Source organism: Nocardioides albus (genome assembly GCF_014648255.1).
Classification (GTDB): domain Bacteria; phylum Actinomycetota; class Actinomycetes; order Propionibacteriales; family Nocardioidaceae; genus Nocardioides; species Nocardioides albus.
This window is the reverse complement of sequence record NZ_BMQT01000001.1, coordinates 347,872-364,337: the sequence shown is the minus strand read 5'-3', so window position 1 is coordinate 364,337 and position 16,466 is coordinate 347,872. Positions and strand designations below refer to the sequence as shown.

Genomic DNA, 16,466 nt, shown 5'->3' with positions numbered 1-16,466 from the left:
AGGCTACCGTGATCGTGTGACGGAGATCAGGTTCGGATACAAGGCGTCCAACGAGCAGTTCGCACCCACGGAGCTGCTGAACTACGGCGTGATGGCGGAGGAGCAGGGTTTCGACTCGGTCTTCATCTCCGACCATCTCCAGCCCTGGCGGCACGACGGCGGGCATGCGCCGTTCGCCATGACGTGGCTGGGTGCGCTCGGTGCACGCACGGAGCGGATCACCATGGGGACGTCCGTGCTCACCCCGACGTTCCGCTACCACCCCGCGATCGTGGCGCAGTCCTTCGCGACCCTCGGCTCCCTCTTTCCCGACCGCGTCGTGCTCGGGATGGGCACCGGTGAGGCGATGAACGAGGCGCCGCTGGGTGTGGAGTGGCCCGAGGGCAAGGTGCGCTTCGCCCGGTTCCGCGAGGCCGTCCGGGTGATCAAGAAGCTCTGGTCCGAGGACCGGGTCACCTTCGAGGGCGACTACTACCAGCTCGACCGGGCGACCATCTACGACAAGCCGTCGACCCCGGTCCCGATCTACCTGGCGGGTTCGGGCCCGGCCGCCACGAAGTACGCCGGCCGTGCCGGTGACGGCTACATCACCACCTCCGGCAAGGGCGCCGAGCTCTACACCGACACCCTGCTCCCAGCCGTACGGACCGGCATCGAGCTCTCCGAGCGCAAGCCGGAGGACGTCGACATGATGATCGAGGTCAAGGTCTCCTTCGACCACGACCTGGAGCAGGCGATGGAGGCCACCCGCTTCTGGGGCGCCCTCGGCCTCACCCCCGAGCAGAAGCACTCCGTCGAGGACCCGGTCGAGATGCAGCGTCTCGCCGACGCGCTCCCGACCGAGGCGACCGCCAAGCGGTTCATCGTCTCGACCGACCCCGACGAGCACGTCGCCCGGATCAAGGAATACCTCGACATGGGCTTCACCCACCTGGTCTTCCACGCCCCGGGCCCGGACCAGGCGAAGTTCCTCAAGCTCTACGGCGAGGAGATCCTGCCGAAGCTTCGGGCTCTGGTCTGAGCAGAACCAGGACCCCGGCCGGCAGACTCAAGCCGGGGCCCTGGGAGGACCGCCCCACGTAACGCCATACGTCGCGTGGACGAGTTGTGTTGCACCTGTTTGAGATCGGTTGCCGATTTCGTCGCCGGTGTGGCTGACAGGCCCTACGCTCACCACCCATGAGCGTGATGGTCGACCCGTTCGTGGACGCTGCCGAGAAGCACCGACGCGAGCTGAGGGTGCACTGCTACCGGATGGTGGCCAGCTTCGACGAGGCCGAGGACCTGGTCCAGGAGACGATGGTCAAGGCGTGGGAGCGCCGCGACCAGCTGACCGACCCGGAGGCGGTCCGGGGATGGCTCTACCGGATCGCGACGAACACCTGCCTCGACTTCCTGCGCCGCAACGAGCGGCGCCCGAAGACGTACGCCCCGCTGCCAGGGTTCGACCACGGCACCGGTGAGCCCCCGGAGCTGCTGGAGTGGCTGCAGCCGTTCCCCGACGCCCTGCTGGAGCCCGAACGACCGGAGGACGAGGCGGTCGCACGGGAGACGATCGAGCTGGTCTTCCTGACCGCGATCCAGCATCTGACCCCGCAGCAGCGGGCGGTGTTCGTCTTCCGCGAGGTGCTCGGCTGGTCGGCTGCGGACACCGCGGCCGCGCTCGACGTCACCGTCGCCACGGTGAACTCGTTGCTGCAGCGGGCCAAGCCGGCGCTGCGCCGGCACCTGCCCGAGGACCGGTCGACCTGGCGCACCGAGGGGCCGACCGAGGAGGAACGCAAGGTCATCGACGCCTACATCGCGGCGGGGGAGAGCAACTGGCGTGAGGGCATCGCCGACCTGCTGACCAGCGATGCCGTGCTGACGATGCCGCCGAACCCGTTCTGGTTCTCCACCCGCCAGGCGCTCCTGGACTTCGTGCTGCCCAACCTCGACCCGTCCTCGCCGACCTACCTGGGTGAGTGGTGCTTCATCCCGGCGGCCGCCAACCGGATGCCGGCGGTCGCCGGCTACGTACGCCGGCCGGGCACCACGATCTACCGTCCGCAGGTGCTCGACGTGCTCCGGGTCGTCGGTGGCAGGGTCGCCCAGATCACCACCTTCGAACCGCATCTGTTCCCTGCCTTCGGACTCCCGCAGGCGCTCTCCTGAAGAAAGTTCGCGCTGACCCGATGAGTCGGCGGTCTCGCGTACGTCCTAACGGGCAGATCACGCACACCAGGTGCGCGAGGACAGCTCCAGGAGACACCATGAACGCACAGCTCCATGACCGCACCGCCATCGTCTGGGGCGGCGCGGGCGACATCGGCTCGACGACCGCCAAGGCCCTCGCCGGGGCCGGCGCCAAGGTCTACCTCGCCGGCCGCACGGAGGCCACGCTCGCGGCCAAGGCCGAGGAGGTCGGCGCGGCCGGCCACGGCGTGGTCGACGTCCTCGACGAGGCCGCCGTGGTCGCCTTCGTCGAGCGGGTCGTCGAGGAGACCGGCTCGCTCGACATCTCCTTCAACGTCGCCGACCGCGGCGACATCCAGGGGCAGGCCCTGCTGGAGATCTCGGCCGCCGACTACACCCAGCCCGTCGTACGCGGCATCGCCGGCTCCTTCCACACCGCCCGCGCAGCCGCCCGGCAGATGGTCTCGCAGGGCCGCGGGGTCGTGCTCGCCCTCGACTCCGGCTCCGCCCGCGGCTCCGCGCCCGGCATGGGCGGGACCAGCGCTGCCGACGGGGCGCTCGACGCGCTGATGCGGGACCTGGCCGCGGAGGTCGGACCCTCCGGCGTACGCGTCGTGGGGATCTGGACTGCCGGGATCACCGAGACCTTCACCGCGGAGAAGTTCGAGCGGGTCCTCGGCACGCGGCTCCCGGAGGAGGCCCTGGATGGGATCCGGACGAACCTCGACGACATGCGGATGACCAAGCGGTCGCCGCGGCTGAAGGAGGTCGCCGACACCGCGGCCTTCCTCGCGTCCGACGGCGCGGGCGCGATCACCGGCACCTGGCTCAACGTGAGCAGCGGGATGTATCCCAGCTGAGCGGGTCCCGAACTGTCGGTGCTCGATGATGTGATTGTTCTGAGGACGGCGAGCACGCACAATGACAGGAGTTGATCGTGTGTTCGCACAACAGGTTGGAGGTGCCATGTCCGTCGACGCCGAGCACCAGGTCGTCGAGGTCGGCGGCATGCACCGCGAGCGGATGTCCTACGAGGAGTGGCTCGCGCTTCCGGAGAAGCCGAAGGCCGAATGGGTCGACGGCTGGGCGGTGTGGTCGCTGATGCCGCCGACACCGGCTCATGGACGATCTCAGATCAAGCTCGGGATCTTCTTCGACAAGGTGCTTCCCGGGCTGTTCGGGCACGCGGAGACCTACTACCGGGTGGCGCCCAACAAGGTGCGGATCCCGGACTTCATGCTGCTCACCTACGAGACCGACGCGCGCGAGATCGAAGGCGCCGTGGTGGTGCTTGTCGAGGTGCTGTCCCCGTCCACGCAGGGGCAGGACACCGTCGTGAAGGCGAACGAATACGTCCGAGCCGGCGTTGGCCAATATTGGCTCCTCGACCCGGTCGCCCGCACCCTTGGCATCTACGACAGCAGCAGCGGCGGTTGGGACGAGCTGCTGCTGCTGACCGAAGAGCGGCCGAGCGGCACGGTGACCGTAGGCGAGCACGGCACGATCGAGGTCGACCTCCACGAGTTGCTCCCTGCGACTTAGCCAGCAACGAGGCCGGTCAGGTGCGCCAGGAGTCCCAGAGCTTCGCATAGGACCCGCGAGCGGCGACGAGCTCGTCGTGCGGGCCGAACTCGGTGATCCGGCCGCCCTCGACCACGGCGACGCGGTCGGCGTCGTGGGCGGAGAAGAGCCGGTGGGCGATCGCGATGACCGTACGTCCCTCCAGCACCGCGGCCAGCGACCGCTCCAGGTGCCGGGCGGCGCGGGGGTCGATCAGCGAGGTCGCCTCGTCCAGCACCAGGGTGTGCGGATCGGCGAGGACGAGCCGGGCGAGGGCGATCTGCTGGGCCTGGGGTGCGGTCAGGGCACGGCCGCCGGAGCCGACCTCGGTGTCCAGCGCCTCCGGGAGCGCCGCGACCCATTCGCGGGCGTCCACCGCCGCCAGGGCGTCGAGCACGTCCGTGTCCGAGGCCCCTGGACGCGCCAGCACCAGGTTGTCGCGCACGGTCCCCGCGAAGACGTGGTGCTCCTGGGTGACCAGTGCGACGTGGCCGCGCAGATCGTCGAGCGGGAGGTCGACCAGCGGCACGTCGCCGACCGTCACGGCTCCCGAGCCCGGCGGGTGGATGCCGGCGAGGAGCCGCCCGAGCGTCGACTTGCCGGCGCCGGAGGGCCCGACCATGGCCACCCGCTCGCCGACCCCGATGTCCATCGAGATGCCGTGGAGGACGTCGCGGCCCTCGACGTAGGAGAACGTCACCTCGGACGCGGCGATCTTCTCGTCGGCGGGCTCGGCGCCGGTGGCGACCCGGTCGTCGGGGACGTGCGCGACGCCGAGCAGGCGAGCCAGGGACGTGTTGCCCATCTGCAGCTCGTCGAGGATCGAGACGATCCGGTTGACGGGGTCGATCAGCATCTGGACATAGAGCGTCGCCGCGGTCACATCGCCGAGCGAGCAGACCCCCTGGGTGTAGAGCCAGCCGCCGAACAGCAGCGTGGCGACCGTGGGGACGAGGTAGGAGATCTCCATCGCCGGGAAGAAGACCGTACGCAGGAACAGCGTGTAGCGCTCGGCACGGAACGAGGTCGCGATGTCGGCGTCGGCGGCCTCGATCCGGGCGCGCTGGAGGCCGAGCGCCTCGACCGTACGCGACCCCTCGGCCGTCTCGGTGAGCGTCGAGTTGATCTGCGAGTAGGTCGCCGACTCGCGCAGATAGCCGCCCTTGGCGCGGCGGAGGTACCAGCGCAGCCCGATCGCGAGCGCGGGCACGCCGAGCAGGCACGGCAGTACTACCCACCAGCCGACGGTGAGGGCGGCGACGAGCGTCGCGACCGCGGTCAGGCAGGCGATCGTCCACTCCGGCAGGGCGTAGCGGATCGACCAGTTGAGCTGGTCGACGTCGCGGCCGGTGCGGGTCAGCAGGTCGCCGGAGCCGGCGTCCTCGACCGTGCCCAGCGGCAGCGCCAGGGTGTTCTCGACGAACTCCTCGCGCAGCTCGGCCAGCACCTGCTCGCCGAGGACCTGGGAGAGGAACCGGGCATAGCGGGTGAGCAGCACCTGGACCACGAGGAACCCGGCCAGCAGCGCGAGCAGGAGGTCGACGTGCCCGGTCGTCGTGCCGGTCTCGACCGACTCGACGAGGTCGCCGATCAACCGTGGCGGTGCCAGCGCGGCGCCTGCGGCGAGCAGGTGCAGGCTCAGCGCACCCCAGAGCATCCGCGGGTGGCGGCGGGCCAGGGTGGCGACATAGGCGCGGACGTCCTTGTCCGTCGCCACCGGGAGCGCGGTCGTCACGAGGTGACCTCCTGTACGTCCTGTACGTCTCGCACGACCACCCGGCGGTAGCCGGGGCAGCTCTCCATGAGCTCATGGTGCGTGCCGGTGGCGGTGACCTTCCCGTCCTCGAGGAGGACGACGACATCTGCGGTGTCGAGCAGCAGCGGACTGGTCGTGGTGACCACCGTCGTACGCCCGGCGCGGTGGGCACACAGGCGCGAGGCGATCCGCGCCTCGGTGTGCGCGTCGACCGCGGAGGTCGGCTCGACGAGGACCAGGATCTCGGGGTCGACGGTGAGCACGCGGGCCAGCGTCAGCCGTTGCCGCTGGCCGCCGGAGAGGCTGCGACCGCGCTCGGAGACCTGCGCGCGGTAGCCGTCGGGGAGGGCCTCCAGGATGTCCTCCGCCGACGCGGTGTGCACGGCTGCTTCGGCTCCGCCACGGCCCGCCCGGCCGGTGACGTCGAGGACCTCGCCGAGCGCGCCCGAGAAGAGCTGGGTGCCAGTGTCGGAGACGATGATCCTGCGGCGTACATCGTCCAGCGGGAGGTCGAGAAGAGGAACCCCGCCGAGGGTGACCGACCGGTCTGTCGGGTCGTCGGGCGACATCCGACCGAGCCGGTCGGCGAGGTGGGAGGTGTCGTCGGGTTGCTCGGAGACCAGCGCGGTCAGTAGGCCCGGCTCGATGCGCAGCCCGGAGGCGTCGTCGCGCAGCTCGGACCCTTCCGGGGGCACCGGCAGCAGCGAGTCGAGGGAGGCGTTGTCGGGGTCCAGCGCGAGGACCTTGATGATCCGCTTGGCCGAGACCCGGGCGCGGATGAGCTTGTTGGCGTACTCGACGACCGTCCGCAGCGGCAGCATCAGGAACGCGGCGTAGCCGTAGAACGCGACCAGCTGTCCCGCGGTGATCTCGCCCGCGACCGCCATCCGCGCGCCGAGCCACACCACGGCGACGACGAACAGTCCGGGCAGCAGGATCTGCATCGCGTCGAGCACCGACTGCAGCCGGGCGACGCGGACCCCGGCGTGGCGTACGTCCTGCGACTGCCGTCGGTAACGCGCGCTGAAGACGTCCTCGCCACCGATCCCGCGCAGCACCCGCAGGCCGCCGACGATGTCGGAGGCGGTGTTGGACAGCTCGCCCATCAGGTGTCGCTGGTCGGCCGAGACCTTCTGCAGCGGCGAGAGGAGCGGGCCGACGAGGAGCACGACAAGGGGTACGCCGACCAGCACCACCAGTCCGAGCGTGACCGAGGTCTGCAGCAGGACGACGGCGACGACGAAGAAGGAGACCACCGCGCCGGCGAACCGGGCCGAGACGTCCATGACCTGCCCGATGTGGGACAGGTCGGAGGTGCCGATCGCGGCGACCTCGCCGGTCGAGACCTTGCGGGGGAGCGAGGCGCCGAGACGTACGGACTGTCGAGTCACCAGCTGCACCACCCGGTAGGCGGCCGTCAGCCAGTTGGTCACCGCGAACCGGTGGCGAACGATCCCCGCGACGGCCTGAACGAGACCGACACCGAGCAGCACGGCCGCATAGGTCGCCAGCGTGGGGACGTCCTTGGTGGCCACGCCCTCGTCGATCGCTCGACCGATCACCAGCGGCATCACGGCCTGGGCGCTCATCCAGACGACCCCGAAGAACATGCCGCCGAGCAGTGTGTCCCACTGCTTCCTCGCCATCCACCACAGGAAGCTGCCGGGGGACCGATGGTCCGCGACCCCGGGATGGTCGAGAGGGAGTCTGCGCACCTGGTCGATTATCAGCATTCCGGGGTGCGGTAGCGAACTGTTTTCCTGGCGACCGCGCCGTGCGGGTTATGGTTCGCGGCATGTCATGGACCAGGGGTGAGCGGCTCACCGATGTGCATCGGGAGCGGCTCATCGCCGCAGGGCTCGCGCCGGAGGTGCTCGTCGGGCTCGAGCTGAGCGAGATCACCGGGCCGCTGCCGGAGTGGTGGCACGAGGGTGGCAACGCGCTCTACCTGCGCGACGGCTATCCGCTCGATGTGCGACTGATCGACCTGCTCGGCTTCTACCCGTTCTCCGACGCGCTGATCGTGGTGGCCACCGACATCACCTCGATGCAGGCGCTCCTGGTCGGTGGCGACTCGCCGACCATCTTCATCGGCCCGAACACCAGCATGGTCTGGGGCGAGATCTACTGCGGCGGCGGCTCCTCGGTGGTCCTCTCCGGTGGCCTCGTCGCCACCTCGCGCGCGCAGATCGACGCCCGCAACGGCGGCTCGATCGTCGCCGCGCCCGACCAGCTCTGGGCCGCCAACGTCTACGTCGCCACCGACGACATGCACCGGCTCGAGGACGGTGAGACCGGTCAGCGCATCAATCCGTTCGGGGCTCACATTCGCTTCGGCGAGCACGTCTGGCTCGGCCGCGACGCCATCGTCACCGGCCACGCCGAGATCGGCGACGGCGCCGTCGTCGGCATGCGCAGCATGGTCCGCAACCAGAAGGTCGAGCCGCGTACGGCCGTCGCCGGCGTCCCCGCCCGGCTCATCCGCGAGAACGTCGTCTGGTCCGGCGACGACACCCCCTGATCCCTGTCGTGCATTCGACCTGGTCAGAGATCGAGCAGCGGCACGAGAGCGCGAGCGAACTCCGCGGGAACCGCACTGGCGCCCACGTGGTTGCCGGGCATGTCGATCAACGGCTGACACAGCAGAGCGGCGAGGGCGTGGGACGCCCGACGCGCCATCTGGTGATGGCTCGAGGAGCCGGCGCACACGGTCAACCGGGCTCGACGTACGGCCTCGATGTCGGGCTCGTAGAAGACGCTGGGGCCGGCCATCTGACCGAGGAAGTAGCGGTTCTTGTCGAGCTCCTCGGACGGTAGCGCCGGCAGCTCGATGTGCGCGGGAGGCATCTGATCCTTGCCGGTGTGGTGGGCGGCGCCGCTGAGATCGAAGAACGCCTGCACGGCTTGCTGGGGATCAGTCGTCGCGACGGCGAACGCGGCCGCCGCTCGATCGGCGAGGGTGGCATCGCCCAGGAGAGTGATCAGGGGCGGCTCGTGCAGCACGGCCGATCCGATGAGGTCGGGATGCTGCGTGGCCAGTTCGAGAAGGGTCACGGCTCCACCGCTCGTACCTACGAAGAGCGCCGGCGCGCCAGTGAACGCGTCGACCAGTGCAGCAAGGTCTCCAGCGAGGACCTCGGGCGTCGGCGCAGCCATTCCAGGCGTCACGCGACTGGCCCCGATGCCGCGAGGATCATGGGTGACGACGGTGAACTGGTCCGCCAGCTCTCCCGCGAGAGCCGCGAACCCAGCTCGCCCTGCCGGCGCTCCCACCAGGAAGAGCAGCGGCCCCTTCCCCTGGACGCTGTAGGTGATCTCCGTGTCTGGCCGCTTCAGGATGTTCAGCGAGCCGGTCGCTTGATCGGAGTAGTCCGCGATCTTGCGACTGATCACCTCGAGGGCCCGGTCCAACGCCTCGCGGCGATCCTCGACGCGACGGCGATGCGCGGTGAGCAGCTCCAACCGCAACCGCGACGGGTCGGTGACCTCGGTGTCGGCCCCGGTGAACTGCGCGATGTCGGCCAGCGGCATCCCGGTCTCGCGCAGGTGGACCAGCATGCGGATCAAGTCGACGTCGGCCGCAACGTACTGACGGCGCCCTGAGACGTCGCGCCGAGGGGCGGGCACGATCCCCTGCCGCTCGAAGTACCGCAGCGTGTCGGGTTCGAGGCCGGTACGCGCCGCGACCTCGCCGATGCCGAACTGCATTTCCTGCTCGCTCATGGTGCAAGCCTCGGACCTGGACCTCGGTTCAGGTCAAATGAATCGACAACCCAGGCTCGAGCGCCCGCTCTTGGCGGCTCGCACAGGCACTTGTGGAGATCGAGACGTCACCGGCTGGCACCATCCGGTCGGCGGCACCAAAAGGCCCGTTGATCTGCGAAAACGTCGTTGGATCTCGGGGTTCATAACATGCGAACTTGGTAGCATATGGGCATGGAAACCTCGCTCGAACCCGAGTCCTCGCCCGGCCTGCTGGCCGCGGTGCGGGCCTCGCGTGCGGTCGAGGACCAGGCTGCCCGCGAGACCCTGATTCTTGCGGCGAAGTACGCAGCGGCGAACGTCGTCACGACCATCGGCGAGGCAGCGGTCCTGGAGGTCGACTCCTACGGCGATCGGGCGGTCTTGTTGACCGGGCCTGGTGCGCCGATGGTCTCCGAGGCTGCGGTGGTCGAGTTCGCTGCGGTGCTGGGGTATTCGACCTACACCGGCCGGAAGTATCTCGCCGACGCTGTCGAGCTGGCCTGGCGGCTGCCCCGGACCTGGGCCCGGATCCTGGACGGCACCCTGGCGGCGTGGCGGGCGCGCCGGGTCGCTGACGTCACCCGTCACCTGGACCCCGAGGTCGCCGCCTGGGTCGATTGTCAGGTCGCTGCGCATGCTCACAAGATCGGGATCACCCAATTGGAGCGGACCGTGAAGGAGGCCGCGGCGCTGTTCGAGCCCGACCTGGCTGCGGCGATCGCCGAAGAGGCTGTCGACTATCGCCGCTGTGACATCGACACCAACCCGAGCCTGTTCCTGCCCCCGGTCGGTGCTGAACAAGGCCAAGCCGCCGGGGCGACTGCCGAGATCACCGCGACCCTGGATGCTGCTGATGCGCTCGATCTCGAGATGGCGGTCGCTTCGATCGCCCACGGTCTGCTCGACCACGAGGCCACCGCCGACTTGTCCCTCGACGCCCGCCGCGCCGCCGCCCTGGGAGTCCTGGCCCGGGCCTACAACACCGGCACCTCGGCCGTAGACGCTCTTCCCGGCCAGGGCCGGGTGATCGATCTGAAGATCCACACCGACACCCGAGACCTGGCCACCACCGGCCTCATCCGCATCGGGAGCACTCATGGCCTGGCCACCATCGAACAATTGGACCGGTGGGCATCGTTGCCGGGGGTGGTCATCAAGCCGATGACGGTGATCGACCTCAACGAGGAGATCACCACCGAGAGCTACACCCCTACGGCTCGGTTGCGGACCCAGGTCCAGCTCATCGACCAGACCTGCGCCTTCCCCAACTGCCAGGTGAAGGCCGAGAACTGCGACCTCGACCACCGCATCCCCTACGACCAGGGCGGGAAGACCACCACCTCGAACCTGACCTGCCTGTGCCGACGACATCACCGCGCCAAGACCCACCTCGGATGGTCATATGAACGCCTCGGCCCCGGGGCGTTACCGGTGGCGATCCCCACACGGCTATGAGTTCCTCACCAGCCCCGAGGGCACAACCGACATCACCGACATGCCCGTCCCCGAAGCGGTGAACGACGTCGGCCACGACGACGCGGCCTGACCCCGCAAGACACACTCGCGACCTGCGTACGCACTCACCTCTCAAACCCGGTCAGGGACAGATATCCCGACGCAACCCCAAGGCAAGGCTGGAAGTCCACAAGACAGCCACATGGCACCCAGCCCGGACACTTTGCTTCTAAAACTGCCCAACCCAAGCCCGGTATCGGCCCCACCCGCCCTACGGCCCCCGGACAGGCACCCAAGCCGCTCAGCCGACCGCAGCAGGGATCTGACAAGAGGTCTACCCCGGACGAGGCAGGCCTCTCAGAGACGACCGTGACGCATGGGTGGTCTCGACAAGCTCGACCACCGGTGGGTGAGCTCGACCATCGGTGGACAAGAGGCCTCGATCTGAAACAGCCCGCCGCTCGTAATGTCCTATTCACATTCCGCCCGCCGCGGAGTCGCCACCGGCACGCACGCTGGCGTCATGGCATCGGCCCACCGCCCTCTTGTGATCGGCCATCGCGGAGCACCCGGCTATCTGCCGGAGCACTCCCTGGAGTCCTACCGTCTGGCCCTGCGCCAGGGGGTGGACGCGCTCGAGACCGACGTCGTGATGACCAAGGACGGCGTGATGGTGCTGCGGCACGAGAACGAGCTCAGCCGCACGACGGACGTGGCCTCGCACGAGGAATTCGCGGAGCGGCGTACGACCAAGGTCGTCAGCGGCAAGAAGTGGACGGGGTGGTTCACCGAGGACTTCACGTTCCCCGAGCTGCTCACCCTGGGGGCGCCGACGACGAGCCAGCCGATCATCACTCTGGACACGCTGCTGCTCCTCGTCGCCGACGAGTCGCAGCGCCGCGGACGGCGGGTGGGGCTGCACGTGGAGGTCAAGCACCCGACGTACTTCGCCTCCATCGGCCTGCCCGTCACCGAGGTCCTTCTGCAGACCTTGACCGACCACGGCGTCGATGCCTGGAACAGCCTCCCGGGCCTGCCCACTCAGCGGCTCTGGCTGCAGAGCTTCGACGAGGCCTGGGTGCGCGAGATGAGCACCCGGACCGACCTTCCGCTGGTGCAGCTGATCGACAAGAAGTGGGGTGCGGTCGACTGTGCGGAGATCGCGACGTACGCCCAGGCCATCGGGCCCAAGAAATCGATGGTCCGCAAGAAGGGACAGGCACCGACCGGCTTGGCCGACGAGGCCCACCGGCATGGCCTGAAGGTCTTCGTCTGGACCCTGAAAGCCGGGCGTGACCAGGCAGATCGCCTCTTCGAGGCAGGGGTCGACGGGGTGTTCGCCGACTATCCGAACCGGCCGATCGCGGCCTTGGCCGACATCACCCAGGCACAGACCGCCTGAGGTGGGCGTACCCACGTAGGGTGTGGGCATGCCGCCCCTGAACGCGGACCGAGCGGTCCTGATCGCAGCTCGTGAGGTCCTGCTCAGGGATCCCCACGCGACGATGGCCGCGGTCGCCGAAGAGGCCGGGATGGGCGTGGCTGGGCTCTACCGTCGCTACGCCAACAAGCAGGCGCTGCTGCGTGCGGTCGCCGCCGACAACTATCGCCGCTTCATCGCCTTCGCGGAGGCGGCGCTGAGCGACACCGACGACCCGTGGCACGCGTTCACCGGCTTCCTGAGCCAGGTTCTCGACGACGGGCTCCCGCGGCTCACCCTCGCGCTGCGTGGCGAGGTGGAGCTCGACCAGGGCTTGCGTGACCTGGACAGGCTCGCCGTCGACACCACCAACCGGCTGCTGCGGGGCGCCCGCGGCAGCGGGATACTCCGCCCCGACGTCACCCGCGCCGACATCACCGTGCTCCTCGAGCAGATCGCTCGCCTCGACGTAGGGGACGACGTACGCAGCGCCGCCCTGCGCCGCCGCTACCTGGTCCTCGTCTGCGACGGCCTGCGGGCCGAGGCTGCGAGTCGCCGGCTCCCCGGCCCGCCCCCGCACGAGGGCGAACTCATCGGACGCTGGACCGGAGAGGTCTCCAGCGCGTAGCCGAGGCCGGGCGGGTCAGCTCTTCCTGAGCAGTGCGGCGAGCAGGCCGACGGAGCCGCCGACGATCCAGGGGAGCGGGAGGAGCCAGCGGAGGTCCTCGATGCTGTGGATGACGACGGTGTCGCTGGCGATCAGGGCCCAGACGCCGACGAAGACGAGGAAGGCGAGGCCCATGACCAGGTGGCCGATGTTGACCGGGTGGCGCCCGGTGCGCTTCGGCGGCCGGGCCTCGTCCTCAAAGCGTCGGGGCGGGGCGTAGTCCTGGCTCATGGGGTGCTCCTCTCGGTCGGCTCGACGAAGCGTGCGGCTCGGGGGTCGCTCTTCTCGTAGACGTTGATCGCACCGAGGTCGGCCGACGCGGTCAGCTCGAGGTCGGCGTCGTCGGCGAGGCCCGACTTGCTGCCGGTCTCACCGGCGACGTGGGTGCGCTCCACGGTGAACCCGCCGGCTTCGCTGCGGGTCTCGTCGAAGACCTGCGCCTCGCCGAGGGCATCGATCGTGGCCTCCACCGAGACGGTGGCGTCGTCGGGGACGATCACCGTGATCTCGCCGAGCGAGCTGCTGATGTCGAGATCCCGGCCCTCGAAGGTCTTCGGGTCGATGGCGCTCAGGTCCAGGACGATCGCGCCCGCGTCGACCACATAGGAGCTCTCCAGAGCCGCGACGCTCTGCGGGTGCGACTCGACGCTGCTGCCGGTCTGGATGTTCGACGGGTCGATCATGGTGAGCGGCAGCGCGGCCAGCGCCAGCAGCCCGAGGAAGATCAGCCCGCCCGCTCGGCCCCAGAAGGCGCCGAGCACGAGGAAGCCACCGAAGACGGCCAGGAGCGCAGCCGGATAGGCGCTGGTCGGGATGTGAGCCCAGTCGGCGACATCGATGAGCCCGAGGACACCCACCACCAGGGCGGCCACCGCGATGGCCCGGCCGAACAGCAGCGGCGGGCGCCGGCGACCGGCCGGCGCCATCGGCACCTGAGGGTCGTAGGAGCCGGCCGGCCACGGAGCCGGGAGGTGGCGCGTGGGAGCAGGAGGCGCGTCCATGCGTACGGTTGCCGGCGACGGGTTCGAAGAAGGGGCCGAAGAAGGGGTCGAAGAAGGACTCGACGGAGTCGTGGTGGGCGGCGGCGGGGTCTGCCCGCTGCGTCGGCCGCTCAGCTTGCCGCGGTTGGCGTACCAGAGCGCGACGACCGCGAGCACCGCGAGCCAGAACCAGGGGATGCTGGTGTCGCCGAACGCGTCGCCGAGCAGCGAGATGCTCGCGATACCGCCGGCGATCCAGAGCAGGAGGTTGCGGGCGGGAGGTCCGACCGGGATCAGCCCGTCCTCGGCACCTTCCTCGGGTGCCAGGACCCAGGCGGCGACGTACACGATCCCGCCGGCCCCGCCGAAGAAGACCGACACCACCAGCAGCACCCGCACCAGGAGCGGGTCGACGTCGAGATGGCGCGCGATCCCACCCGCGACACCGGCGATGTGCCGTCCCTCCGGGGAGGCATGGGTCGTACGCCGCAGGGCACCGAGGTTGCGCAGCTGCTCGCCACTGGGGCGAGTGCGCTTCTCGGAGACAGGCGGCGGCTCCGGGGTGGGAGGCAGCGGCGCCTCGGGCGGGATCGTCACACCCCTACTCTGACTCCTCTTCCCGCCGCAGACCATCAGGGACGGCCCTGAGTTCTCGACGCGCCAGGATCAGGGTGAATCCTCATGGTCAGCGCCCGCGTGAGGTGTGACGATGGATGTCATCATGACGACAACCCATGCGACGCCGGAGCCGCCGGCACCGCCCCCGGAGCCGACGGGGCCCATTGCTTCGGGCTCCGCTTCAGCAGTACGCCGCGCCTACCGCGACACCGACGCCTCGGTGATCGGTGGCGTGGCCGCCGGGCTGGCCGAGCACCTCGGCCTGCCAGTGCTGGCGGTGCGTACGTTCTTCGTGGTGACCGCGGTCTTCAGCGGCTTCGGCGTGGTGCTCTACGCCGCGCTGTGGATCTTCATCCCCGCCGCGCCCCACCTGGTGCAGTCCACGCCGGGCGGCGAGAGCGCGACCCGCGGTGGCCGCCGCCCGTCCTCGCGGCAGGGCGGGGTCGACAAGGGGCCCGCGATCGCGCTGCTCGCCCTCGGCTTCGGCGCCGTGGTGCTCTTCGACACCGTGCTGGGCGCGGGGGCGCTGATCTGGCCGGCGATGCTCGGCGTCGTGGGTGTCGCGCTGCTGTGGCGTCAGGCCGACGCCGCCCAGCGCGAGCGCTGGATCGACGGCACCGGCCGCCTCGACCTGGTGCGGATGGTCTTCGGGAAGGGCGGTTGGCAGGCGTACGTCCGGGTCGGGGTCGGCGTCGGGCTGATGCTCTTCGCGGTGATCCTCGCTGGCGGCCAGCTCGACCTCGGCAATGCCACCGCACTGATCATCGCCGGGCTGATCGTGCTGGGTGCGGGCTTCCTCGTCGCCGGCCCGTGGGTGCGTCAGCTCGCCAGTGACCTCGGCAGTGAGCGCGAGGAGCGGATCCGGTCCCAGGAGCGCGCCGACATGGCCGCCCACCTGCACGACTCGGTGCTCCAGACCCTGGCCTTGATCCAGCGCAACTCCGACGACCCGGCGATGGTGCAGAAGCTCGCCCGAGCCCAGGAGCGCGACCTGCGCGAGTGGCTCTTCTCCACCCCGGCCGAGGCCGACGAGACGTTCGCGGCCGCTCTGAAGGCGGCCACCGCGGAGGTCGAGGACGCCCACGGGGTGACCGTCGACGTCGTGGTCGTCGGCGACGGCCCCTTCGACGAGACGGTGCGCCCGATCGTCGCTGCCGCCCGCGAGGCGGTCACCAATGCCGCCAAGCACGCCGGCACCGGACGGGTCGACGTCTACGCCGAGGCGACGGACGAGGCCTTCGAGGTCTTCGTCCGCGACCGTGGTGCAGGCTTCGTCGTCGACGAGGTCTCCGCCGACCGACATGGCGTACGCGACAGCATCATCGACCGGATGTCGCGCCACGGCGGCAGCGCTGTGGTGAGATCGTCACCAGGTGAAGGCACAGAGGTGCGGCTGAAGCAGCCTCGCACGAAGGAGGCTGGACATGAAGGAGATCGGTCATGAGTGAGGTCAAGGTCGTCATCGTCGACGACCACGCGATGTTCCGCACGGGCGTACGCGCCGAGCTGAGCCGGTCCCCGGTGATCCGGATCGTCGGCGAGGCCGAGGACGTCGACACCGCGGTCAAGGCGATCGCCGAGGGCAAGCCCGACGTGGTGCTGCTCGACGTCCACCTTCCCGGTGGGGGCGGTGTCGAGGTGATGCGCAAGGCGCCCGCCGTCGACGGTTCGCCACGCTACCTGGCGCTCTCTGTCTCCGACGCCGCCGAGGACGTCATCGGCACCATCCGCGGTGGCGCGCGCGGCTATGTCACCAAGACCATCACCGGCTCCGAGCTGGTCGCGGCGATCCAGCGGGTCTCCGGGGGAGACGCGGTCTTCTCGCCGCGCCTGGCAGGCTTCGTCCTCGACGCCTTCGCCGGCACCATCGCGATCGCCGACATCGACGAGGATCTCGACCGGCTGACCGAGCGAGAGCGCGAGGTGATGCGCCTCATCGCTCGCGGCTACTCCTACAAGGAGGTCGCCGCCGAGCTGTTCATCTCGATCAAGACGGTCGAGACCCACATGTCCAACGTGCTGCGCAAGCTGCAGCTGTCGAGCCGTCACGAGCTCACCCGCTGGGCCAACGATCGCCGCCTGCTCTAGATC

General features: G+C 69.7%; 15 protein-coding genes. 10 read left to right on the top strand and 5 right to left on the bottom strand.

Going from position 1 to position 16,466, the window contains the following annotated elements; translation table 11 throughout:
* Positions 1-16: 16 nt before the first annotated feature.
* From fgd to IEY84_RS01620, 4 genes are all read left to right on the top strand, one after another.
* Positions 17-1,021 carry a glucose-6-phosphate dehydrogenase (coenzyme-F420) gene (fgd, locus tag IEY84_RS01635; protein WP_183541606.1) on the top strand — a complete coding sequence of 335 codons (1,005 nt, stop codon included), beginning with the start codon at positions 17-19 and terminating at the stop codon, positions 1,019-1,021.
* Positions 1,022-1,179: 158 nt separating this feature from the next.
* Positions 1,180-2,154 carry an RNA polymerase subunit sigma-70 gene (locus IEY84_RS01630; protein ID WP_183541604.1) on the top strand — a complete coding sequence of 325 codons (975 nt, stop codon included), beginning with the start codon at positions 1,180-1,182 and terminating at the stop codon, positions 2,152-2,154.
* A gap of 98 nt (positions 2,155-2,252) precedes the next feature.
* Positions 2,253-3,035, top strand: a complete 783-nt coding sequence (locus IEY84_RS01625; RefSeq protein ID WP_183541602.1) for an SDR family NAD(P)-dependent oxidoreductase — start codon at positions 2,253-2,255, stop codon at positions 3,033-3,035.
* A gap of 106 nt (positions 3,036-3,141) precedes the next feature.
* Positions 3,142-3,717, top strand: a complete 576-nt coding sequence (locus IEY84_RS01620) for a Uma2 family endonuclease (protein WP_183541600.1) — start codon at positions 3,142-3,144, stop codon at positions 3,715-3,717.
* 16 nt (positions 3,718-3,733) lie between these two features.
* Here IEY84_RS01620 and IEY84_RS01615 read toward each other — a convergent pair whose 3' ends face one another.
* Both IEY84_RS01615 and IEY84_RS01610 read right to left on the bottom strand, forming a co-directional pair.
* Positions 3,734-5,470 (bottom strand): ABC transporter ATP-binding protein, encoded by a 1,737-nt coding sequence (locus IEY84_RS01615; protein ID WP_183541598.1) that lies wholly within the window; start codon positions 5,468-5,470, stop codon positions 3,734-3,736.
* A complete protein-coding gene (locus IEY84_RS01610) occupies positions 5,467-7,206 on the bottom strand; it encodes an ABC transporter ATP-binding protein (RefSeq protein WP_229788216.1) in 1,740 nt (579 codons plus the stop codon). The genes IEY84_RS01615 and IEY84_RS01610 overlap by 4 nt, the downstream gene beginning before the upstream one ends.
* 80 nt (positions 7,207-7,286) lie before the next feature.
* Here IEY84_RS01610 and IEY84_RS01605 point away from each other — a divergent pair, with 80 nt between their 5' ends.
* Positions 7,287-8,012 (top strand): acyltransferase, encoded by a 726-nt coding sequence (locus IEY84_RS01605; RefSeq protein WP_229788215.1) that lies wholly within the window; start codon positions 7,287-7,289, stop codon positions 8,010-8,012.
* A 23-nt stretch (positions 8,013-8,035) separates the two neighbouring features.
* Here IEY84_RS01605 and IEY84_RS01600 read toward each other — a convergent pair whose 3' ends face one another.
* Positions 8,036-9,214 (bottom strand): alpha/beta fold hydrolase, encoded by a 1,179-nt coding sequence (locus IEY84_RS01600; RefSeq protein WP_183541592.1) that lies wholly within the window; start codon positions 9,212-9,214, stop codon positions 8,036-8,038.
* Between the two features lie 213 nt (positions 9,215-9,427).
* On the opposite strand from IEY84_RS01600, the gene IEY84_RS01595 reads away from it, so the two are divergent.
* The 3 genes from IEY84_RS01595 to IEY84_RS01585 all read left to right on the top strand — a co-directional run bounded on the left by IEY84_RS01595 (position 9,428) and on the right by IEY84_RS01585 (position 12,738).
* Complete coding sequence (locus IEY84_RS01595; protein WP_183541590.1) at positions 9,428-10,690, top strand: HNH endonuclease signature motif containing protein; 1,263 nt, start codon at positions 9,428-9,430, stop codon at positions 10,688-10,690.
* Positions 10,691-11,213: 523 nt separating this feature from the next.
* A complete protein-coding gene (locus tag IEY84_RS01590) occupies positions 11,214-12,092 on the top strand; it encodes a glycerophosphodiester phosphodiesterase family protein (protein ID WP_183541588.1) in 879 nt (292 codons plus the stop codon).
* A gap of 28 nt (positions 12,093-12,120) precedes the next feature.
* The gene (locus tag IEY84_RS01585) at positions 12,121-12,738 is read left to right on the top strand and encodes a TetR/AcrR family transcriptional regulator (protein ID WP_183541586.1); all 618 of its coding nucleotides are present in this window, start codon (positions 12,121-12,123) and stop codon (positions 12,736-12,738) included.
* 15 nt (positions 12,739-12,753) lie between these two features.
* Here the strand turns inward: IEY84_RS01585 and IEY84_RS01580 are convergent, their stop codons facing one another.
* Both IEY84_RS01580 and IEY84_RS01575 read right to left on the bottom strand, forming a co-directional pair.
* Positions 12,754-13,008, bottom strand: a complete 255-nt coding sequence (locus tag IEY84_RS01580; protein WP_183541584.1) for a hypothetical protein — start codon at positions 13,006-13,008, stop codon at positions 12,754-12,756.
* Positions 13,005-14,354 carry a PspC domain-containing protein gene (locus IEY84_RS01575; protein ID WP_183541581.1) on the bottom strand — a complete coding sequence of 450 codons (1,350 nt, stop codon included), beginning with the start codon at positions 14,352-14,354 and terminating at the stop codon, positions 13,005-13,007. The genes IEY84_RS01580 and IEY84_RS01575 overlap by 4 nt, the downstream gene beginning before the upstream one ends.
* Before the next feature lie 124 nt (positions 14,355-14,478).
* On the opposite strand from IEY84_RS01575, the gene IEY84_RS01570 reads away from it, so the two are divergent.
* Positions 14,479-15,819, top strand: a complete 1,341-nt coding sequence (locus tag IEY84_RS01570) for an ATP-binding protein (RefSeq protein ID WP_183541579.1) — start codon at positions 14,479-14,481, stop codon at positions 15,817-15,819.
* The gene (locus IEY84_RS01565) at positions 15,816-16,463 is read left to right on the top strand and encodes a LuxR C-terminal-related transcriptional regulator (RefSeq protein WP_183541577.1); all 648 of its coding nucleotides are present in this window, start codon (positions 15,816-15,818) and stop codon (positions 16,461-16,463) included. The genes IEY84_RS01570 and IEY84_RS01565 overlap by 4 nt, the downstream gene beginning before the upstream one ends.
* Positions 16,464-16,466: the final 3 nt, after the last annotated feature.